A 21034-nucleotide genomic window follows, 5' to 3' on the forward strand; every position below is an offset into this window, starting at 1 on the left:
TCCGCCTCCTTCTGTCTGTTCAAGAACAAGGATGAACCATGGCTGGCTATATTCTGGCGATCGATCAGGGAACGACATCAAGCCGCGCGATCCTCTTCGACAGGAAGATGAAGGTTTGCGGAGTTGGCCAGCAGGAGTTCAAGCAGCATTTCCCCAAATCGGGTTGGGTCGAGCATGACCCGGAGGATATTTGGAAGTCGGTACTCGATACGGCGCGTGAAGCGCTGCGCGCTGCCAATGTCGATGCGTCGGATCTCTCCGGTATCGGCATTACCAACCAGCGCGAGACCGTGCTCATCTGGGATCGTCAGACCGGCAAGCCGATCCACAAGGCAATCGTCTGGCAGGACCGCCGAACCTCCCAACTGTGTGACAGACTGAAAGAGCAGGGACACGAGCCGCTCTTCTCCGAGCGCACCGGACTGGTCATTGACCCCTATTTCTCCGGCACCAAGATTGCCTGGCTGCTCGACAATGTCGAAGGTGCACGCCAGCGCGCCGAAAATGGCGAGCTCCTGGCCGGAACGATAGACACTTTCCTTATCTGGCGTCTGACTGGCGGCAAGCGCCATGTCACCGACGCGACCAACGCTTCACGCACGCTGATCTACAATATCGAGCGGAACGAATGGGACGAGGAGCTTCTGCAGATCCTGGACATCCCGAAGGCTTTGTTGCCGCAGGTCCTGGACAGCGCCGACGAGTTTGGCACCGCGCTGGCAGAGCATCTGGGCGCGGAGGTGCCGGTGCTGGGCGTGGCAGGTGACCAGCAGGCTGCTACCATCGGTCAGGCTTGCTTCAAGCCGGGCATGCTCAAATCCACCTATGGGACGGGATGTTTTGCCGTCTTGAATACGGGCGAAACACTCGTGCGCTCTAAGAACCGCATTCTGTCAACCATTGCCTACCGGCTCGACGGCAAGACCACTTACGCATTGGAAGGTTCGATCTTCGTCGCGGGCGCTGCAGTTCAATGGCTGCGCGATGGGCTGCAGATCATTGAGCAAGCTTCGGATTCCGGTGATCTTGCCGAGAAGGCGGACCCTACCCAGCAGGTATATCTGGTGCCCGCTTTTGTCGGGCTGGGTGCGCCCCATTGGGACCCGGATGCGCGTGGTGCCATCTTTGGCCTGACGCGCAACACCGGACCAGCCGAGTTCGCGCGAGCAACACTTGAATCAATCGCCTATCAGACGCGCGACCTTCTGGATGCAATGCGTAAGGACTGGCCAGGCGGTGCGGACGAGACAATCCTGCGCGTCGATGGTGGAATGGTGGCCAGCGACTGGACGATGCAGTTCCTTGCCGACATTTTGGACGCGGCTGTTGACAGGCCAACGATTCTGGAAACGACTGCTCTCGGTGCTGCCTGGCTCGCTGGCTACAAGGCGGGCGTCTGGCCTTCGGCAGAAGAGTTTTCCGCCAGCTGGAAGCTTGATAGGCAGTTCGAGCCTGCAATGGATGCCGAAATCCGTGATGCGAAGCTGGCAGGCTGGCATGATGCGGTTCGCCGAACCCTTTCGAACACCTGAGAGCAAAAAGCGCTCACGGGTCGATCTGCTTCATTCTGATGGCACGCGCGACGGCTTGCGATAGCGTCTTGCAACCAAGCTTCTCACGCGCTGCCCTCAGATAACCGCGTACGGTATGGCTGGACAGGGCGAGTTGGTGCGCAATTGCCTGCGCATCCAGCCCATTGGCTACCCAGGCAAGGCACTCTCGCTCTCGTTTTGCCAGCAGTCGGGGTGATGCTTCGGTCGCATGATCTCTGCACAGAAGTTGGTGAACGCGGTTTGCTGCCACGCGCAGTCGGTACTGCTGCTCATCGACACAGGCAATCCAGTCTGCTTTCCCAAGCTTCGTCGTGACCGACAATATGCCGCGACGGCCCTCGGCAAATACCGGAATGACAAAGCCATCTTCCCCGACGCCGTGGAATGCCGCGTCGTTCATGAAGGCTTCCTGCTTCGCGTCAACTGGCATCTCATGCCAGAAGAAAGGGCTGGCAGAAGCGAAGCCTAACTGCACAACCGGATCGATCAGCAGGTAATCGCGCAGAAGATATCGCGCGATCCATTCAGGTGGAAAAGTCGTGCGTATGATCGGTGCCGTCGTGCCACTGATTTGAGGCGGGTTGAGCTGGTAGCTTGCATGGCAGACGCCCGTGAATTGTTTCAGCTCTTCCAGAACAGCCTGCGCTTGCTGCGCGGCGCTGCCAGTGTTCATGGGTTCGTCTCTCAATACAACGCGATGCAACGCGGGGTTTTTACCTCTTTTGCCAGAAGACTATTGATCCAGCCAACAAAAAACCCCGCCACAGAGCGGGGTTTTGTTGCGCCTAAGCTGGCTGATTTACCGGAGCCGGCCACTGGCATGGGCCAACATCGTGTAGACCTTGCCGGTATCCGAAGTCAGATATGTCTGGGTCATGATGTTGTCGCGGTCGGAACGGGCAACATCTGCAAGCAGCTTCTCGAAATCCTTGCAGTACTGCTCGACGGCCTTTCGGAAGTCGCCGTCACTGCGGTATTTGCGCTGAATTTCGTCAAAGGTCTGCTGACCCTTCAGCGTATAGAGGCGGCGGGTGAAGACGTTGCGCTCTCCGCGGCGATAACGCTCCCAAAGTTCAATGGAAGCCTCGTGATCGATGGCCCGTGCAATGTCCACGGACAGAGAGTTGAGCGATTCCACAACATGAAGCGCCGTACGGTCGCCATTGCCTTGTGCGGGCTGTGGCTTGCGCTCCTGGGCTTCTTCCTCGCGTGAAGCGCTGCGCAGAAGATCGCGGATCCAGCCACCACCGCTTGCCGGCTGCTGTGGCTGAGCCTGCTGGGGAGCCGGGCGCGGCTGTGGTGCAGCTGCCTGCTGCTGCTGACGCGGCTTCTCTGCAACCGGTGCTGCCGGCTGCTCGGGCGGCGCGCTGCGTGGCAGGCTTGGCGTCGGCGTAGCCGGGATCTCGTAGCCGGTATCTTGTAGACGACCCGACTTGGAGACGATCTCCGACAATTCCTTCAGCGCGTTGATCTGTTCGGTTATGGCATGACGCATGGCCGAAGTGGACTGCTTCGCTTCCTGAGGCAGTTCCGTCATGCCGCGCTTGAGATCGCCGCGCGTGGCCTCGAGCTCGGTGCGGATTTCTGCAGCGGTGTTGCGGATTTCCGCCGTAGCGCCAGCAAAGCGGCTTGTCGCTGCTTCCACGGCTTCGGTAATGGCCGCGCGGATCTGCTCCACCGAACCCTTGGTGCGGCCTTCCGTGGTCTCCAGCGCTTTTTCGAGGAAGCCTTCGAAGGAGCGCATGCTCTTTTCGATTGTCTCCGACTTCTCGACAAGCCCCTTGGCCAGCGCCTCAAGTTCGTGAGCGCGGGTTTCCAGAGTGGCGCTCAGGCCACCCTGCGCCTTGTTGAGGAGTTCGGAAGCACCTTCGAGCAGGCGGCTGTGATCCTCGAAACGGCTCGCGATCGTGGAGATTTCCTTGAGCGTGCGTTCGGAGAAGTCCGCAAGCCGACCGGAATTGGCATTGATGAGATTCGCCGAATTGGCAAAGGTCTCTGCAGCCTTTTCCGCATTTTGGGCGAACTGCTGCGTGGTGCCAACCAGACGCTCATCGACCTGCGACAGGTTCTGCGCTGCCACTTCGATGACATTGTTGAGGCGGTCGCCGGAGCCATCAAGCTGCTGCAGGAGCTCCTGAACATTGCTCGCAAGACGGTTACGGGTCTGTTCGAATGCATTGAGCGTGTCGGCGGTGCGGCTCGCCAGCGCATTGACCAGCGCGTTGTTTTCCTCATGCAGACGCGATGCGGTGCGCTCGGTAATGGCCTCGATATTCTGCTGAAGTTCACCACCGCTTGCCTCGAAGCGTTCCACCAGGGGACGCGCAGTCTCATCAAGGATACGCGAAATCTCGGAGGTGCGGCCCGCTAGCATGGCGTTGAGTGCAGCGGTGCGATCTTCAAGTGTCTTGACGGTCTCACCGGTGCGGCGCGCGATATGCTCGTTCACAGTCGCAAAGGTCTGGCCGATAGTGTCAGCGGTCGAAACCAGGTCGGCCTGCGTGCGCGAAAGCTGCTGGCTGACATGTTGGGCGGCCTGCTCGGCCGTATCCTTCAGGCGGCCTTCCACATCGCCGATGCCTTCGACAAGAGCGAAGCGGCTGCGCTCGGTGCTTTCGCTGAGACGTTTCTCGACTTCCACCATGCCGCTGACAAATGCGGACGCAGTATTGCCGGCGGTGCTCTTCAGTCGGCTCTCGATCTGCTCGAGCGACTGGCCGATGGCCTGGGCGCGCGCTTCCAGTTCGGCAGACGTCTGGTGCGTGCGCGCGACAAGCTTCTGGTCGATCTCTTCGAAGGCATGGGTAAAGTCGGCTGCCCGGCCTGCCAATGCATTGGAAGCTTCGTGAACCTGCGCTGCAATGCGGCGGTTACCCTCGTCGAAGGTCCGGGCCACATTCTCAACGCTGCCATTGAGTGTCTGTGATGCTTCCTCAATGCGCGCGGCGATACGCGTATCGACCTCGTCAAAGCGCCGTGCCACGTCGTCTGCACGGCCCTCAAGGTTCTGCGCCGCCTCGTTGACGCGGGCATTGATCGTGTTGCCGACTTCGCTGAAGCGCTGCGCGGCAATATCCGCCTGACCGGCGAGCGTTTTCGACGCTTCGTCGACGCGGGTGAAGATGTGGTCGCCAACTTCGTCGAAACGACGCGCAACCACGTCTGCCTGTCCGGACAGGGTCTGTGCAGCCTCTCCGACGCGGGCAACGATACGACCCTCCACATCCTCGAACTGGCGCGACACGTTTTCGGCACTGCTGTTGAGGGTCTGGGAGGCCTGCTCGATGCGTTGAGCGATGCGGTTGTCTGCATCCTCGAAGGTGCGCGCGATCGTGTCGGCGCGGCCTGCAAGGGCGTCGGAGCTCTGAGCAACGCGCTGCGCAATCCGCTCATCGGCTTCTTCAAAGGTGCGCGCGATGGATGCGGCGCGCTCGGAGAGAATTCCGGCGGTCTGATCGACACGGGCGGCGACCCTCTGGTCGATTTCCTCAAAGCTGCTGGTGAAGGCCTGCGCACGAGCGCCAATGCGTTCTGCTGCTGCGTCGAAGGTGCGGTCAATGTCGCTCACGCTGCCCGACAGGGTTTCTGCCGAAGCACGAACGCGTTCGGCGATGCGCGCATCGATGCTGCCGAAGACTTCTTCGGTCTGGCTGCCGAGTGCCGAAGTGGCCTCGACGACCTTGTCGCGCAGCGAACCGGCGACGACCACCGCGCTGTTCTCAAGCGTCTTGCGGACATTCTCGACACCAAGTGCGAGAGCCTTTTCCATCGTCTGCGTACGCTCGGCGATGACATCGGTATGCGTGGAGAACATCTCGTTGACGCGGTCGATATCGGTGCCGATGGCAGCGGTGAGCGCATCACGATGCTGCGCGATGCGGGAGATGTCGTCCTCGAGCGCGGCGGCAAAGCCGGAACGGGATTCGGTGAAGCGTTCGATCTGGCCTTCAATGCCGGATTCGAATGCCTGGCGAGCCTCGTTAAGCTTCTGGAGATCTGCTTCAAGAAGGCCGGTAAGGCGCTGCTGGTTTTCGCCGAAATTGGCAAGCTGGCGCTCAACGGCTTCGTCCATGCGCGCCTGGACAGCGTCGAACTTGCCAAGCTCGTCATCGAGACGTGCGCTTACAAGGCTGTGGCCGTCTTCGAGACGCCTGGAGAATTCCTCGGCCTTGCCTTCGAGCATGAGGGAGGTCGAGGCTACGAGATCCGCAAGCTCGGTATCGATGGCGCTTTTGCCGGATTCGATTGCCGAGGCAACCTCGTTGCGACCATTGGCCAGCGTTTCGGCAATCTCGCGTGTGCGCTCGACGAGGGATTCGTTGATCGTGCGCGCACGTGCTTCCAGTGCGGCATTCAGCTTCTCCATTCCCGTATCGAGAGCCTCGGCGCGGGTGGAGAACTCCGCGATCAGGGACTGTCCGCGTTCCGAAAGCGTGTTCTCGATCTGCAGAAGACGGCTGTCGAATTCTTCGTTGATCCGGCCCGAAACATCGCCGACCGAGCTCAACAGGCCGCTGACACGGCTGTCGAACATCTCGCCAAGGGTACGCGTCGCCTCGTCCGTCTTCTGGGAGAGGGTCGCGATCCGGTTGTCCAGAAGTCCGGAAAGTGTTGCGCCGGATACATCAAGCTTGGACGAGATTTCTTCGCTGCGCTGCTCAAGCGCCTGGTTGAGCGCGGATGTGCTCTCGGTAACGCGCGCGAGCAGGGCATCACCAGACTCTGAGAAGCTGGCAATACGAGTATCCAGCAGGTTTGCAATTGCATCGCCGGACAGTGAGATCTTCTCCGAGAGGCTGCTGACGCGCTCGTCAACGGCCTTGTGGATCGTTTCGCCGGTCGCGCTCAGGCGCTCGACGAGGCTGTTGCCGGAATCGCTCAAGGATTCGGTTAGACGCCGCGATGCGCCATCCACGCTGAGGCGGATCTGTTCGCCGGCGGAATCGAGCTCTTCCTTGAGAATTTCGTGTGCACCGGTGATCGAGGCGCGCACACGCTCGGCATGGCTGACAATCCCCTCGCGCTCGCTGCCAAGGCTGTCCACCAGGAGGCGAATCCGGCTCTCATTCTCCGAATAGGCGCGTTCGAGCTCGTTCACTTCCGTATGCACAAGCGTTTCAAGCTCGACGGCGCGCGCAAGCGTGCGCTCGATGCCTTCGCCCATGGCCTGTACTTCCCGGCGCACTGCCTGGCCGACCATCATGACGCGGTCTTGCGCAAGATTCTCCGGCTCGGCGAGGCGGAAAGCCATCTCTGCCATCTGGTTGGCAGCCAGGCGCATTTCCTGCGCACGGCGCATCATGATCGCGAATGCCCAGAAGAGCAGGATCGGCAGAACAATTCCAACCGCCATGCCCAATGCGTAAGGCGCCTGGACCAGTGCCTCGAGACTGCCGATCTGCCAGATCTCCGGCGCGTAGAGCAGGTGAGCCAGTAGTACCCCACCAGCAAGCCAGACGACCGACAGAAATGCTGTCAGCCAGTAAAGGGATGAGGAGCCCTTGATCTCGGGACGGGTAAGATAGGGTGAAACGGTATTGCGCTGAAGATCGTCATTGGCAGCGGCGAAGGGCGCTGCAGGAGCAGGTGTTACGGGCTCACCGGCGGGCCTTGCAGCCGCGGAGGATGGTGGCGCGATGTCTTCGCTCTCGAAATCGTCGTCAAAATCGGGAGCAACGCTCTGAGCGAGTTCGGCTTTCTCGTTTGAAGACTTCAGCTCCGCCTTTACGGTCGATGGGGAAGCTTCAGCCTTCGCAGCACTTTTTGCGGGCTCGCCATTCTCGCGTGCAAGCTCTTCGGCAGCCTGGGAAATCTGGGCTTCGAGATCTTCCATCGAGGCAGCTATATCGAGATCTCCCTCGTCCGAAAGCGCGAACTCGGTGTCATCCAGTTCAAGCGCTTCTTCAAGTTCACGCGCGAAATCGTCTTTCGCAGCTGCTGTTGTCGATTTACGAACCATACCGCCGTCACCCTGTTACTCGATGGGTTCCCGTTGCCGGGCCTCGTAACCCATTAAAAATACCCACAACTCGCCAGCCCGCACCGTAGGCAAACAATCCAATATTGGGAACACGATTTTGCGCGAATGCCCAGAAGTTTAAACATAAGGTTAACGGAAAGAAGGGCAGAAATAGGAATTCGAACAGAATGATTTACGTCTTGTGCACAGTTTGCACATTGGCATTCGCAGGCTGATCTGGCAGCAAGCGGTTCCCATTTTTGCACAGGAGATGAGCCCGTGGACGAGCGGCCAATTATCGATCTGGCACAGCTTGAGCGACAGACGATGGACGATCAAGCGCTCCGTGACGAGGTGCTTGGAATGTTCGTCCGGCAGTTGGAGGATGCGTTGCGCGATATTGGAGCGGAGCCTCAGGGCGCTCGCGATCATGGAGCGCTCGCGCACCAGATCCTCGGTACGGCGCGTGCGCTGGGTGCATTCCCCCTCGCTCAGGCTGCCGATTGCCTCGACCGAAATGAAGATCGAGGCGCGCTGGATGACTTTGTCCGACATCTGAAAGAGGCGAGGGCCGAAGCCCAGCGGCTGCTGGAAGCGCGCTGACGCGGCAGTTGACAGCGCGCTATCAACTCTTATCTCCGGCGCAACTTATTGAAACAGGACCCTCTTATGCCGAAAGTCACTTTTATCGCGCCCGATGGCACCGCTTTTCCGGTGGAAGCCCCAACTGGTCAAACGGTGATGGAAAGCGCCGTGCAGAACGGAGTGCCGGGTATCGAGGCGGAATGCGGCGGTGCCTGTGCCTGCGCTACCTGTCACGTCTATATTGACGAGGCATGGGAGCCGAAAACCGGCGAACCGGAGGTGATGGAAGAGGATATGCTGGATTTTGCCTATGATGTTCAGCCCAACTCGCGTCTGTCCTGCCAGATCAGGATGAATGAGGAACTGGACGGGCTGGTGGTGCGCGTTCCGCAAAGGCAGGCATAACGCCCATCCTCGCTCAGCGTGCCGCCCGCTCCATCTGCTCGAGCCTGTAATCCAGCAGTCGCATCAAGCGGCTTTCGAAATTGATCGCTTCGATGCGATCAAACTTTAGCTGAGCGGCATCATGCTTGGCCAACAGGCGTTGCGTGGTCGCTTCCGCCACCGACTGCAGCTCAGCGCATTCACGCTTTCGAGGCAGGGCACGCAGCGAAGCCTCAAGCTCGCGCGCATGATTTTTCGCAATGATAATATGGCTTTCTTCGTGCCGCTTTATATCGCGCTCCAGGATGTTCCAAATCAGTCGAACATCCTGTTTCGCTTGCCTTTCGGCGCGCCAGCGCGGCAGCGTCACAGCAGCTTTCAAACCAACTTCGGCCTTGGCAATCCGACACCAGCCATTGCTGTCGCTGTAGTCGATCTTCGTTTTGAACTCCATGCTCGTCGCACCGGGATGGCGCTGGCCCGTGGAGTCAAGCTGGGGGCCACGGCTCTTCAACTGCTCCTCGATCTGCGACAGGGTCGAACCGCCAATCGTAAAATAGCTGTAGGATTTTGACAGGCTTGCGGCCGCAGCAACTGCGGTGCTGAAAGCCAGCGCGCCGAATATGATCAGGATTTTCTTCATGGAGCACCTTTCGCGCCAGATTGCGGCAGAGCGGCGGCGAATGCCAATCAAAATCGCATTCTGCACAGGACGTGATTGATTTTGACCGCTGCCCGCCCAATAACGCTCTCAACACGAGCCGGAGGCACGATGAGACGCTGGAAATGGAAGCTTGCCCATGGCTGCGAACTGGAGCTTGGCTCCAGTGCCGTGATTATGGGCATTCTCAACGTCACGCCAGACAGCTTCTCCGATGGAGGGCGCCACGAAGGGCTGGAACAGGCGGTTGATGCGGCTTTGCGCATGCGCGAAGCCGGTGCCGCCATTATCGATGTTGGCGGTGAATCGACACGCCCCGGAGCCGATCCCGTCGATGCGCAGACCGAGCAGAGCCGCGTTCTGCCCGTAATTGAGGCTCTCGCCAAGCTGCCCGGGCTCATCATATCGGTCGATACTTATCGGGCCCAAACCGCACGGCGCGCGGTGGAACGCGGCGCACACATCGTCAATGATGTCTGGGGCCTGCAAAAGGAGCCTGCCATTGCCGAAGTAGCGGCAGAAACCGGGGCGGGGCTCGTGATCATGCATAACGGCCGGGAGCGCGATAAGCGGGCCGACGTCATCGATGACCAGTTCATTTTCCTTCAGCGGTCCCTGGAGATCGCACATGAAGCAGGCGTGCAGGACGAACAGATTGCCCTGGATCCCGGTTTCGGCTTCGCCAAGGATGAGCAGGAAAACCTGGCTTTGATGGCGCGGTTTGCAGAACTTCAGCGTCTGGAGCGTCCCGTTGCGGTGGGACTATCCCGCAAGCGTTTTATCGGTTCGGTCACTGGACGGGACACTGCCGACCGCGATATCGCAACGGCTGCAACAAGTGCACTGCTGCGCATGCAGGGTGCCGCCATATTTCGTGTTCATGATGTGAGCGCCAATGTGGATGCGCTCAGAATGGCCGATGCCGTTATGGCTGCCGGCAGGAAGGAAGACGCATGTACAAGATCCGACTGAAAAACTGCGCTTTCTTCGCAAGGCATGGCCTGCATGACGAGGAAGAGCGACTCGGACAACGCTTTTATGTGGATGCGGAACTGAGCGTGCGCCCGGCTGTGCCGTTGGAGGAAGATGCCATCAGCGGTACCGTCGACTACGGTGTTGCATTTACTGAGATCGAACGGATCATCACGGGCAAGCGCCGCTTTCTGATCGAGGCGCTGGCGCTGGAAGTTGCGCGCGCCTTGTGCAAGCGCTTTCCTGAAATCGAACGCGCCGAGATCACGGTGCGCAAACCGAATGCGCCGGTGCCGGGTGTTCTGGATCATGTCGAGGTGACGGTTGCCTGGCCTCAATGATTTGAACGGGGCGACGGCCTATCTGGGGTTGGGCGGTAATCTGGGCGACCCGGTCGCCAATATGTCAGCAGCCCTGCAGGCCCTTGATGCAGCTCCCGACATAGATGTGGATGCCGTCTCGCCGCTCTATAGAACCCCGCCATGGGGCGTTGCCGAGCAGCCCGATTTCATGAATGCGGTGGCGCGGGTAAAAACGAGCCTTGCCCCACGTGCGCTTCTGGACCGCTGTCTGCAGATTGAGCGATCGCTCAAAAGGGAGCGGCGGGAACGATGGGGCCCGCGACTCATCGATCTGGATGTTCTGGTCTATGATCAGGTTGAAATGGCCGAAGAGGGGCTCATTCTTCCGCATCCAAGGATGCACGAACGCGCATTTGTGCTGGTTCCACTCGCCGATATCGCGCCGGATTTGCGCCTTGATGGGCACAAGGTTGAGCATCTTCTTGGAAGCTTGGATGTCAGCGATATCAAACGCTTGTCGGATGACGTTGAATGGTGGCGTTAACGCGATAAGCTATTGTTGCGCGATGGCGCCCACGCTCTTGCCGTCGATGCGTTTGAGTTGCATGCCGATCACCGGAACAAGTTCCTTGTTCACATGCACCGAGATCGTGACCGTCATGGTATCCTGGCCCGAGAGCTTGGCACGCATGGCACCTGTCAACTCGTTGCGGTGAATGGCGAAGACAACATTCTTGCCTTTGACCGTGCCACCGACAACGTCGAGCCCTTTGCCTTTCGCGCCATCAAGGAATTGCCCGCGATAACCCGACCCCGCCTTTTCAATCTTGGCGGACATGTCCTGATTGAAGATGCCGACACGGCAGCCGCCATCAAGCGACATACCCACCTTGCCCTGCGGGCTGGCGCCGGCGAAGTTGCAAACAAATTTGGTGCCTTTGTATTTCCCGGCAACGATTTCACCGGGGCCTGACCACTGGCCGCTCAGGGAATCGAAGAATTGTTTGTCCGGATCGCTTGCGTTGGCCGGTGAGAGCGACATCCAGACAAGCCCAGTCGCGGCCAAAACCGAGGCGAGGGGGCGTTTCAACTGCTTCATCATATCCGACCGGCACAATTTTGAGGTTGAGGTACAGAATGGGACGTCTTGGTTAATGCTTTGTCACCAGCGTACCCAAATCACCAAATCAGCCTTAAGATGCTAGACTTCTCGCAGATGCGCAACGCCCTTAGCGCTTCGTATTCTCAACCCGCTCCACTTCGGCCTGCGAGAACGAGGTGAGTGCCTTCAGGAAAGCTGACAGGCCCGGCCTTTTTACCGCGTGAAAAGGCAAGGGGCGCACGGCAGCCATGGCTGCAATGCCAATGCGAGCTGTCATCATGCCATTGATAATGCCCTCGCCAAGTCGCGTGGAAAGCCGGGCGGCAATCCCATGCCCCACAACCTGCTGCATCAAAGTTTCGCCCATGGCCATCGAGCCGGTCACGGCCAGATGCGCAACCACGCTCCTGACAAGGTGCAGGAAGCCGAAAAAGCCTGGCCGACCCGCATAAAGCTCGGAGAGCCGACGGACGAGGCGGGCTGCCTCGAACAGCACATAGCCGACATCCATGATCGCACGCGGGCTCACCGCTGTAACGACCGAAACACGCTTTGCTGCATCGAGGATCAGCTTCTGCGCCTGCGCATCAAGCGGTGAAAGCAGCGATTTCTCCGCCAGGTCGAGAACGCGGTCGCCGTCGATGACATCCTGGCTGATATCAGCGAGATGACGTCGGCCGGCAGCGGTTTGCGGCATGTCAGCATAAAGCTGAACCAGTTCGTCCATGATGGCTCTGCTGGCTTTTTCATCCGCGGTCTCGCGCACTTTTCGCGCCCGCTCGCGCAATTTCTCGACGGAATTTACCCGCCACAGCCCAGCGAGTTCGCGGGCAATAAGGCCGAGCAATGCGAGCCCGGCAAGTGCTGCCAGGCCAAGGGCGCTCCAGCCAAGCCAATCTGCACGCGTGAAAAGATCGCGGATGAGCTGGTCGACCCACAGGCCGATGGCAAGAGCAACCAGTAGCCCGAGTGAGGAAAAAAGGATCGAGCCGAGCCTGATCTTGCGCCGTGGCGCAGACGCTGGTTCGACTGGCTCCAGCGCCTCGAGCCTGTCGAAATGGTCTTCGACCTCTGGCTTGATGACGACATTGGCGGTCACGGCACGCGGCTTGCGTGGCTCCTGCCTTTCTTTTTGAGGCTTGGTCTGTTTTTCCGGCTCGACACGAAAGGCCTTTGGGCGCCTGGGCTCGCTCATGCCAATTGATCTCCAACAAGAAATTCAAGCGCCTGGTCCAACCGGATATGGGGAAGGGAAAGCTTGGCGCCCTCGGCAGTTTGCTCCAGCCTGGGAGGCCGGAAGCGTACGAAACGGATTTCAGGCGACACTGCCTGTGCTTTGCCGTCGCCTGCGGAGAACAGCGCTGAGGGGCGTTCCGGCAGGTCGCCGGGGAAGACCGCCGTTTCCGTCTCTCCGTCGAAAGTCTCCTCACCGAGGCTTTCACCGGCGATCGGAGTGCCAATGATAACAGGGAGTTGATCCTTGCCGCTCCCGGCCGTTCCTTCGCGGGTGGCACGAATGGCAGCCATGGCGAGCACGTCCACCTCGGCGCCTGAAAAATTGGCGCGTGCAATGGCGCGATCAGCCAGACGGCGTACAATGGCCTGCATACGCTCGTGGCTCTCCCTGTGCATGTGATCAGCCTTGGTCGCTGCAATCAATATTCGATCGATCCGGCGTTGAACGAGATCGGTGAGGAGGCTGCCCTTGCCGGGGCGGAAGCAACTGAGAATTTCGGTCAGAGCACGCTCCAGATCACCAACCGCCTCCGGCCCCGCATTGATGGCCTGCATGGCATCCACGAGAACGATCTGCCTGTCGAGCCGGGCGATATGCTCTCGGAAGAAGGGTTTGACCACGTGGCGCTTGTAGGCCTCATATCGCCGCTCCATCATCGCGGCAAAACTGCCCGGTTTGATCTTGTGATCAGCATCCAGCGGAAGCGGCGCAAAGGTTAGGGCAGGTGACCCCTCAAGATCACCGGGCATCAGAAACCGTCCTGGCGGTAGCGTGGACAGCGCACGACTGTCGTGCTTGCACTGACGCAGATAGTCGGAGAATGTCTCGAAAAGCTTGCGCGCCTGCATTTCATCGGCAGGACCTTCGGGATCGATGCCGCCTGCGATCTTTAGCCATTCCCCGGATATGTCGGAGCGGGCGGGTTCTGCAGCACTGTCGATCGCCTCGCGCGCGAATTCAGCGTAATCCTTGCCCAGAAGCGGCAGATCCAGCAGCCATTCGCCGGGATAGTCCACGATGTCGATGGACAGTTTTCCGCGCGAAAACATGCGTCCCCATGCGGACGCTGATTCGAATTCGATGGTCAAACGCAGTTCGGAAATTGCTCGTGTGGAATCGGGCCAAACTCTCTGGTCGATAAGATCAGCGATGTGGTCTTCATACTGGAAGCGGGGCACCGCATCATCCGGCTGGTGTTCCAGATAGGCTTTGGCAATGCGCCCCGATGCCTGCGCCTCGAACAATGGAAGGCGGCCTCCATGGATGAGATTGTGCACCAGAGCGGAAATGAAGACGGTCTTGCCCGCGCGTGAGAGACCGGTCACGCCAAGCCGCAACGACGGAGACCACAGATTTGTCGTACGATCTGAAAGCGTATCAAGCGCAATGCGGGCTTCATCGGCAATGGAAGTGAGGGTCGGCAATGGCACATCCTCTGAAAAAACAATTCACGGCGCATATAGGTCTTCAGTACCGTCAACCAAGGCAATGTGCTTGACGGTTGGAAGTCACGGCTCGGGCGCGATGAATGTGACAAGCTTTCCCGTGTCGTTGGCGAATGGCAAATAACCGCCCTCGAACTGCAGAACCGCAAAGGCAGACTGGACGAGCCCCCGGGCTTCTGCTGCGGCCATCACATCCGGCGCTGCAGACGCGATGCTCTCGAAGAGCAGGTCTTCCAATGTAGGGTTGTGGCCGATCACCATGAGCGTCTGCTTCTCATCAACCGCGGAAATGAGATTGCGGCAGCCATCTGCGTCTGTCCGGTAAAGCTCTTCAGACCATGTAACGGGAAGCGAGGTGCTGAACGGTTCGCCCAGCGCCTGAAGGGTCTGCCTGGCGCGTCTGGCGGTCGAGCAGAGAATGTTGTCCGGTAATAGACCCTCATCCCGCAAGCGGTCGCCAAGTGCGGCTGCTTCTTTCAGGCCGCGTTCGCTCAAAGGGCGGTCAATGTCGGCCATGCCAGGCGCACCGAAAGCCGCACTCGCGTGACGCAACAAAAGCAGGCGGTTCAATGCTTATTCCTCCAAGGCACGGCAGCGGCGATTGTTGTGCAGGTTTTGCCCGCATTTGCCAAGATCCGCCTCAGCATTACGCAACGTGCAGTTTTAGGTTGCTGTGACAAATACGTGAGTAAACCGACCTTTCCGCTTGTTACGATCCCTTTCGCGGAATATATAGGCGCCGCTGGCCTATCTTTGGGGTGAATCGATGACCGATCTCGTTGATACTGAGTATGTGCCCTCCGAGGACGAGCCCTTCATGAATGATAGGCAGCGGGCCTATTTCAAGAAGAAGCTCTTGCAGTGGAAGCAGGAAATCCTGCGCGAAGCGCGTGAAACGCTCGAGGCACTGCAGCAGGAGAACGCAAATCATCCCGACCTCGCGGATCGCGCGTCGTCTGAGACCGACCGCGCCATCGAGCTGCGGGCGCGAGACCGTCAGCGCAAATTGATTGCAAAGATCGACGCGGCGCTGCAGCGTATCGACGACGGCACCTACGGCTACTGCGAGGAGACGGGCGAACCCATCTCGCTCAAGCGCCTCGACGCCCGGCCCATCGCGACACTTTCGATCGAGGCGCAGGAAAGACATGAGCGTCGTGAGAAGGTCTATCGCGACGACTGAACCGTCGGTCTTGCAGTTTCTGTACGGGAATTTCTGTGGAGGTGATGCCCATGGCGTCGCCTTCATTTCGTTTGGAGATTATGCGCACGGATGAACCGGCGGCGCCTTTGTCCCGTTGATATTCTGCACAAATTAACGCCAGGGGTTTCAATTTACCTGCCGGACGCATAGCTGCAGGAGAACATATTCAACTGAATGAGGACCCGGCATGGCTGATTATGATTTCGACCTGTTTGTCATTGGCGGTGGTTCGGGCGGTGTGCGCGCCGGACGTCTGGCGGCAGGGCTGGGGAAGCGTGTTGCCATAGCTGAGGAATACCGTTTCGGCGGCACATGCGTCGTTCGTGGCTGTGTTCCCAAGAAGCTCTTTGTCTACGCGTCCCAGTTTCCGGAGCATTTCGAGGATTCGGCTGGTTACGGCTGGTCAGTTGGCGAGACGGCATTCGACTGGCCAACTCTCGTCGCCAACAAGGATAAGGAAGTCGCACGGCTCGAAGGGCTTTATCGCGCAGGGCTTGAGAAAGCAGGCGCAACGATCATCGAGGGCAGGGCCGTTCTGACAGGTCAGCACGAGGTTGCGGTCGGCGACAAGACCTATACGGCAGATAAGATACTCATCGCCACCGGCGGTCGCCCCAATCCGCACCAAGCCTTGCCTGGGCATGAGCACTGCATCTTCTCCAACGAGGCCTTCGACCTGAAGGAGTTGCCAAAACGTATAGCCATCGAGGGCGGCGGCTATATCGCGGTTGAGTTCGCCAATATCTTCCACGGCCTTGGTGTCGATACCACTCTGATTTATCGCGGAAAGGAAATCCTTGGCCGCTTCGATCAGGACATGCGCCGCGGGCTGCATGAGGCCATGGAGGCCAAGGGCATCCGCATTCTCTGCCAGGAAGTGCTTACCAATATCGAGAAGAATGCCGACGGATCGCTCGAAGCCACGATGAAATCCGGCAAGGTGGAGAATTTCGACCAGATCTTGCTCGCGATCGGCCGCATTCCCAACACGGAAGGGCTTGGCCTTGAGAGGGCTGGTGTGGAAACAGGCGTCAAGGGCGAGATCCTGGTAGACGACTATTCACGCACCAATGTCGAGAACATCTGGGCACTGGGTGACGTGACGGACCGAGTACAGCTGACGCCTGTCGCAATCCATGAGGCCATGTGTTTCATCGACACCGAATTCCGCGGACAGCCAACGACCATTGATCACGACACGATCGCGACGGCCGTATTCTCCCAGCCCGAGATCGGCACTGTCGGCCTGAGCGAGGCGGACGCTGCGGAAAAATATGATGAGCTGGAGGTCTATCGTGCCAGCTTCCGCCCCATGCGCCACACCTTGTCAGGCCGTCAGGAAAAGATGATCATGAAGCTGGTTGTGGACGCGGCATCGCGCATCGTTGTCGGTGCCCATGTCATGGGACCGGATGCGGGCGAAATGGCGCAGCTTCTGGCAATCTCGCTAAAAGCCCGGCTGACGAAAGATGCTTTCGATCGCACGATGGCGGTCCATCCTTCCGCAGCCGAGGAACTGGTCACCATGTATCAGCCAAGCTATCGCGTGAAAAATGGCGAGCGGGTCGATTGATGGCCCACCCGCGCCTTTGAAAGAAACTGCGGCCGAATCGGCGCGCAATCGGGCTGGCGTCCCGGTTGCGCATTGGTTAAAAGGCGCCATGGCTGCCTTTGAGGAGCGGCCGGAAATTCTGTAATTGGGTGTTGAAATGAAAAACTGGTCGCCAAACTCCTGGAGAAGCAAGCCTATCCTTCAGGTGCCTTCCTATCCGGACCAGCAAGCGCTGGCCGATGTAGAGGCACGCATGGCGACCTATCCACCTTTGGTCTTTGCAGGTGAGGCGCGCAAGCTGAAGCGGCAGCTCGCGGCCGTCGCCAATGGCGAGGGTTTCCTCCTTCAGGGCGGCGATTGCGCCGAGAGCTTTGCCGAACATGGCGCGGACAATATCCGCGACTTCTTCCGCGTGTTCCTGCAGATGGCCGTCGTGCTGACCTTTGCCGGCTCCCAGCCGGTCGTGAAGGTGGGGCGCATTGCAGGCCAGTTCGCCAAGCCGCGTTCTTCCGATGTCGAGAAGAAGGGCGACGTGGAACTGCCGAGCTACCGCGGTGACATCATCAACGGCATCGAATTCGATGAGGCATCGCGTACGCCAGATCCGGCACGCCAGGACATGGCTTACCGCCAGTCGGCCGCCACGCTGAACCTTCTGCGCGCCTTCGCACAAGGTGGCTTTGCCAATCTGGAAAATGTCCACAAATGGATGCTCGGCTTCGTCTCCGACAGCCCGCAGGGTGAGCGCTACCAGGCGCTTGCCGATCGCATTTCCGAGACCATCGACTTCATGCGTGCCGTTGGCATCAATGCCGAAGCACATCCGTCGCTGCGCGAAACGGACTTCTACACCAGCCACGAAGCGCTGCTTCTGGGCTATGAGGAAGCGCTGACGCGCGTGGATTCCACCTCCGGCGACTGGTACGCCACCTCCGGCCATATGCTGTGGATCGGCGATCGTACCCGTCAGCCTGATCACGCCCATATCGAATATTGCCGCGGCGTGAAGAACCCGCTTGGCCTGAAATGCGGTCCCTCGACAACGCCGGATGGCCTTCTGGAACTGATTGATATTCTCAATCCGCAGAACGAGCCGGGCCGCCTGACGCTGATCGCGCGCTTCGGTGCGGAAAAGGTTGGCGAACATCTGCCGCGTCTGGTTCAGGCTGTCGAGCGGGAAGGGCGCAAGGTCGTGTGGTCGTGCGATCCGATGCATGGCAACACCATCACGGCCGCCGGCTACAAGACCCGTCCCTTCGACCGGATCATGCAGGAGGTTCAGACCTTCTTTGACGTGCATCGTGCAGAGGGATCCCATCCCGGCGGTATCCATGTCGAGATGACCGGCAAGAACGTGACCGAGTGCACCGGCGGTGCGCGCGCCATCCGCGACGAGGAATTGCAGGATCGCTATCACACGCATTGCGACCCGCGCCTCAATGCCGATCAGGCGATCGAGCTTGCCTTCCTGGTGGCCGAACTCCTCAAGAAGGACCGCGCCGCGCACAATATCGGTCAGGCCGTAAACGCCTGAGCAATTCACACTGGCCCATGAAAACGGGCTGGAACGGCATGTTTATCGGACACCCTCGCCATGCCAATGTGCGGGGGTGTTTTTGTTTCAGCAGCGATTCTGCGTGAAGCAGGGCTGTTCGGCTGCTTCATCACACAGCCACGCAAAATTGATCTTCGAAAGCGAGTTCGCGTTGTCATGTCGAATGTACCGCTGGAACTTTCATTGAACGAGCGTGCAGGCCTGCCGGCGGATCTGCGTTATCTGGTGGAGAAATATCCGCGCGAGGTCTGGCAGGAGCATCAGAACCTTGGGGAGATGGCTCGCTTTTGGCTTCAGCGCCACGACATGTTTCGCGAACTGAGCGTGGCATTGCGCACCAGTGTTTCAGATTATCGCGAGGGAAAGCTCGATCTAGAAAGCTTCGCGAGATTTTTTGCGCCACGCTTGCGCTTCTTCCTTCAGCAGCTTCACGGTCACCACCAGATCGAGGATATGCACTATTTCCCGATCTTCATGGAGGCGGAGAAGCGGCTCAAAAAGGGTTTCGACATACTCGAGAACGACCATGAAGTGATCCATGAGGCGCTTGAACGCAACCATGCCACCGCGCGCTCGTTTCTGCAGGCGCTTCATGAGAACAGTTCAAGGCGCCGATTCGCAGCGGATGAATGTGCGAAGGAGAATGATGATCTGATCGTCATGCTGACCCGGCATCTTGCGGACGAGGAGGATCTGATCGTGCCGGTCATCCTTGATCGCGGTGAAGATGCCCTAGGTCTGAACCAGGGGTAATTTGCCAATCAAGCTCGCCTGAAGGCATTCACGACGTTTGTGGCCCCCCAATTGAGGAACGAGAAAGATAGATGACCGATATTTTGCGCATCGCTCTCGCACAGTTGAACCCCACGGTCGGGGATATTGAAGGCAATCTGAAAAAGGCGCGTGAGGCGCGTGCAGATGCGGCAAGGCAGGGAGCGGATCTGGTTCTCTACCCTGAGCTCTTCATCGCCGGATATCCGCCTGAGGATCTCGTTCTCAAGCCCGCCTTCGTCGAAGCCTGTGAACGCGCGGTCCAGGAATTCACGGCCGATACCGCCGATGGCGGCCCGGGAGTGGTGATGGGGCTTCCGCTGCGTCGCAAGAGCGGGCTGCACAATTCGGTACAGGTGCTCGACGGCGGCAAGATGATTGGCGAGCGCTACAAGATGGACCTGCCCAATTACGGCGAGTTCGACGAGAAGCGCGTTTTTCAGCCCGGTCCGGCCATGCCGGGACCCGTCAATTTCCGCGGCGTGCGCCTCGGCATTCCCATCTGCGAGGATATCTGGGGCAAGCTGCAGGTCTGCGAAACACTCGCTGAATCCGGCGCCGAGCTGCTCCTGAGCCCCAATGGCTCGCCCTACTACCGCGGCAAGGTGGATGTTCGCCATCAGGTGGCGATCGTGCAGGTGATCGAAAGCGGGTTGCCGCTCATTTATGTGAACCAGCTTGGCGGACAGGACGAACTGGTCTTTGACGGTGCCTCCTTCGGCATACAGGCCGACAAGTCGCTCGCCTTCCAGATGAGCCAGTTCGAGGAAGCACTCACCGTTACGACCTGGAAGCGGGAAGGCGGGACCTGGGTTTGTTCGCAAGGCCCGATGTCGAAGATCCCGCATAAGGAAGAGGCCGACTATCGTGCCTGCATGTTCGGCCTGCGTGATTATGTGAACAAGAACGGCTTCAAGAATGTCGTTCTGGGCCTTTCGGGCGGCATCGATTCTGCTATCTGCGCCGCACTTGCCGTCGATGCTCTGGGCGAGGAGCGTGTGCGCTGCGTGATGATGCCCTACCGCTACACCTCCGATGAGTCGCTAAAGGACGCCGAGGATTGCGCGCGGCTTCTTGGTTGTCGCTATGACACAATTCCGATCATTGAACCCGTAGAAGGCTTCGCCAAAGCGTTGTCGGACATGTTCGAAGGCACCAAAGAAGGTGTGACGGAAGAAAACCTGCAGAGCCGGACGCGCGGCACGCTGCTGATGGCGCTGTCCAACAAGTTCGGTTCCATGGTGGTCACCACCGGCAACAAGTCGGAAATGTCCGTCGGCTATGCCACACTTTACGGCGACATGAATGGCGGCTTCAACCCGATCAAGGACCTCTACAAGATGCAGGTCTATGCCATTTCGCGCTGGCGCAACGAGCACACGCCGCCCGGCGCCCTGGGGCCGACGGGCATGGTGATCCCGCAGAACATCATCGACAAGGAACCTTCGGCCGAGCTTCGCCCGGACCAGAGGGATCAGGACTCACTGCCACCATATCCGGTTCTGGATGACATTCTCGAATGTCTCGTCGAGAACGAAATGAGCGTCGACGAGATCGTGGAACGCGGCCATGACCGCGAACTGGTGCACCGGATCGAGCATCTGCTTTACATCGCCGAATACAAGAGGCGTCAGGCAGCGCCCGGCGTGAAGATCACGCGCAAAAATTTCGGTCGCGACCGGCGCTATCCGATCACGAACAAGTACAGGGATCGCTCCTAGCTCTGGCCGGGAAATGAACTCCTGATCGGGA

General features: G+C 59.2%; 18 protein-coding genes. 11 read left to right on the forward strand and 7 right to left on the reverse strand.

Annotated elements, in window-relative coordinates:
* Nucleotides 1–38: 38 nt before the first annotated feature.
* On the forward strand, nt 39–1532 hold the full coding sequence (gene glpK / locus WA367_RS08650; RefSeq protein WP_336056378.1) for a glycerol kinase GlpK: 1494 nt from the start codon (nt 39–41) through the stop codon (nt 1530–1532).
* Nucleotides 1533–1545: 13 nt separating this feature from the next.
* Here the strand turns inward: glpK and WA367_RS08655 are convergent, their stop codons facing one another.
* Nucleotides 1546–2226, reverse strand: coding sequence for a helix-turn-helix transcriptional regulator (locus tag WA367_RS08655; RefSeq protein WP_336056379.1), 681 nt, complete (start codon nt 2224–2226; stop codon nt 1546–1548).
* A 126-nt stretch (nt 2227–2352) separates the two neighbouring features.
* A complete protein-coding gene (locus tag WA367_RS08660) occupies nt 2353–7512 on the reverse strand; it encodes a hypothetical protein (protein WP_336056380.1) in 5160 nt (1719 codons plus the stop codon).
* Nucleotides 7513–7791: 279 nt separating this feature from the next.
* On the opposite strand from WA367_RS08660, the gene WA367_RS08665 reads away from it, so the two are divergent.
* Both WA367_RS08665 and WA367_RS08670 read left to right on the forward strand, forming a co-directional pair.
* Nucleotides 7792–8115, forward strand: coding sequence for an Hpt domain-containing protein (locus WA367_RS08665; protein ID WP_336056381.1), 324 nt, complete (start codon nt 7792–7794; stop codon nt 8113–8115).
* Nucleotides 8116–8181: 66 nt separating this feature from the next.
* Nucleotides 8182–8502, forward strand: a complete 321-nt coding sequence (locus tag WA367_RS08670; protein ID WP_336056382.1) for a 2Fe-2S iron-sulfur cluster-binding protein — start codon at nt 8182–8184, stop codon at nt 8500–8502.
* Nucleotides 8503–8515: 13 nt separating this feature from the next.
* Here the strand turns inward: WA367_RS08670 and WA367_RS08675 are convergent, their stop codons facing one another.
* Entirely contained in the window at nt 8516–9124 is a 609-nt protein-coding gene (locus WA367_RS08675) for a DUF922 domain-containing Zn-dependent protease (RefSeq protein WP_336056383.1), read from the reverse strand.
* 129 nt (nt 9125–9253) lie between these two features.
* Between WA367_RS08675 and folP the strand changes: the two genes are divergently transcribed.
* The 3 genes from folP to folK are packed head-to-tail and all read left to right on the forward strand — an operon-like array spanning nt 9254 to nt 10960.
* Nucleotides 9254–10114, forward strand: a complete 861-nt coding sequence (gene folP / locus WA367_RS08680; protein ID WP_336056384.1) for a dihydropteroate synthase — start codon at nt 9254–9256, stop codon at nt 10112–10114.
* Entirely contained in the window at nt 10096–10455 is a 360-nt protein-coding gene (gene folB / locus WA367_RS08685) for a dihydroneopterin aldolase (RefSeq protein ID WP_336056385.1), read from the forward strand. Before folP ends, folB begins: the two co-directional genes overlap by 19 nt.
* Nucleotides 10439–10960 carry a 2-amino-4-hydroxy-6-hydroxymethyldihydropteridine diphosphokinase gene (folK, locus tag WA367_RS08690; protein WP_336056386.1) on the forward strand — a complete coding sequence of 174 codons (522 nt, stop codon included), beginning with the start codon at nt 10439–10441 and terminating at the stop codon, nt 10958–10960. Before folB ends, folK begins: the two co-directional genes overlap by 17 nt.
* A gap of 9 nt (nt 10961–10969) precedes the next feature.
* Here the strand turns inward: folK and WA367_RS08695 are convergent, their stop codons facing one another.
* From WA367_RS08695 to WA367_RS08710, 4 genes are all read right to left on the reverse strand, one after another.
* Nucleotides 10970–11506, reverse strand: coding sequence for a hypothetical protein (locus WA367_RS08695; protein WP_442935567.1), 537 nt, complete (start codon nt 11504–11506; stop codon nt 10970–10972).
* A 139-nt stretch (nt 11507–11645) separates the two neighbouring features.
* Nucleotides 11646–12713, reverse strand: a complete 1068-nt coding sequence (locus WA367_RS08700; protein WP_336056387.1) for a YcjF family protein — start codon at nt 12711–12713, stop codon at nt 11646–11648.
* The gene (locus WA367_RS08705; protein ID WP_336056388.1) at nt 12710–14179 is read right to left on the reverse strand and encodes a YcjX family protein; all 1470 of its coding nucleotides are present in this window, start codon (nt 14177–14179) and stop codon (nt 12710–12712) included. The genes WA367_RS08700 and WA367_RS08705 overlap by 4 nt, the downstream gene beginning before the upstream one ends.
* 84 nt (nt 14180–14263) lie before the next feature.
* Nucleotides 14264–14770, reverse strand: a complete 507-nt coding sequence (locus WA367_RS08710; protein ID WP_336056389.1) for a SixA phosphatase family protein — start codon at nt 14768–14770, stop codon at nt 14264–14266.
* A gap of 196 nt (nt 14771–14966) precedes the next feature.
* Between WA367_RS08710 and dksA the strand changes: the two genes are divergently transcribed.
* The 5 genes from dksA (at nt 14967) to WA367_RS08735 (ending at nt 21003) form a co-directional block, all read left to right on the forward strand.
* Nucleotides 14967–15383 carry an RNA polymerase-binding protein DksA gene (gene dksA / locus WA367_RS08715; protein WP_336056390.1) on the forward strand — a complete coding sequence of 139 codons (417 nt, stop codon included), beginning with the start codon at nt 14967–14969 and terminating at the stop codon, nt 15381–15383.
* Nucleotides 15384–15591: 208 nt separating this feature from the next.
* Nucleotides 15592–16977 carry a glutathione-disulfide reductase gene (gene gor, locus WA367_RS08720; RefSeq protein ID WP_336056391.1) on the forward strand — a complete coding sequence of 462 codons (1386 nt, stop codon included), beginning with the start codon at nt 15592–15594 and terminating at the stop codon, nt 16975–16977.
* A 136-nt stretch (nt 16978–17113) separates the two neighbouring features.
* Entirely contained in the window at nt 17114–18490 is a 1377-nt protein-coding gene (locus tag WA367_RS08725) for a class II 3-deoxy-7-phosphoheptulonate synthase (RefSeq protein WP_336056392.1), read from the forward strand.
* Between the two features lie 177 nt (nt 18491–18667).
* A complete protein-coding gene (locus tag WA367_RS08730) occupies nt 18668–19264 on the forward strand; it encodes a hemerythrin domain-containing protein (RefSeq protein WP_336056393.1) in 597 nt (198 codons plus the stop codon).
* Nucleotides 19265–19335: 71 nt separating this feature from the next.
* Entirely contained in the window at nt 19336–21003 is a 1668-nt protein-coding gene (locus WA367_RS08735) for an NAD+ synthase (protein ID WP_336056394.1), read from the forward strand.
* The last annotated feature ends 31 nt before the right edge of the window (nt 21004–21034 follow it).

The organism is Nitratireductor sp. CH_MIT9313-5, from assembly GCF_037029545.1.
Taxonomy (GTDB): domain Bacteria; phylum Pseudomonadota; class Alphaproteobacteria; order Rhizobiales; family Rhizobiaceae; genus Chelativorans.

Excerpts from the sequence above, each read along its gene's own strand:
- WA367_RS08660 (WP_336056380.1), bottom strand. The coding sequence starts at position 7,512 with ATGGTTCGTAAATCGACAACAGCAGCTGCGAAAGACGATTTCGCGCGT.
- WA367_RS08655 (WP_336056379.1), bottom strand. The coding sequence starts at position 2,226 with ATGAACACTGGCAGCGCCGCGCAGCAAGCGCAGGCTGTTCTGGAAGAG.
- WA367_RS08730 (WP_336056393.1), top strand. The coding sequence starts at position 18,668 with ATGTCGAATGTACCGCTGGAACTTTCATTGAACGAGCGTGCAGGCCTG.
- WA367_RS08735 (WP_336056394.1), top strand. The coding sequence starts at position 19,336 with ATGACCGATATTTTGCGCATCGCTCTCGCACAGTTGAACCCCACGGTC.
- gor (WP_336056391.1), top strand. The coding sequence starts at position 15,592 with ATGGCTGATTATGATTTCGACCTGTTTGTCATTGGCGGTGGTTCGGGC.
- WA367_RS08670 (WP_336056382.1), top strand. The coding sequence starts at position 8,182 with ATGCCGAAAGTCACTTTTATCGCGCCCGATGGCACCGCTTTTCCGGTG.
- WA367_RS08700 (WP_336056387.1), bottom strand. The coding sequence starts at position 12,713 with ATGAGCGAGCCCAGGCGCCCAAAGGCCTTTCGTGTCGAGCCGGAAAAA.
- WA367_RS08675 (WP_336056383.1), bottom strand. The coding sequence starts at position 9,124 with ATGAAGAAAATCCTGATCATATTCGGCGCGCTGGCTTTCAGCACCGCA.
- dksA (WP_336056390.1), top strand. The coding sequence starts at position 14,967 with ATGACCGATCTCGTTGATACTGAGTATGTGCCCTCCGAGGACGAGCCC.
- folB (WP_336056385.1), top strand. The coding sequence starts at position 10,096 with ATGTACAAGATCCGACTGAAAAACTGCGCTTTCTTCGCAAGGCATGGC.
- WA367_RS08725 (WP_336056392.1), top strand. The coding sequence starts at position 17,114 with ATGAAAAACTGGTCGCCAAACTCCTGGAGAAGCAAGCCTATCCTTCAG.
- glpK (WP_336056378.1), top strand. The coding sequence starts at position 39 with ATGGCTGGCTATATTCTGGCGATCGATCAGGGAACGACATCAAGCCGC.
- folP (WP_336056384.1), top strand. The coding sequence starts at position 9,254 with ATGAGACGCTGGAAATGGAAGCTTGCCCATGGCTGCGAACTGGAGCTT.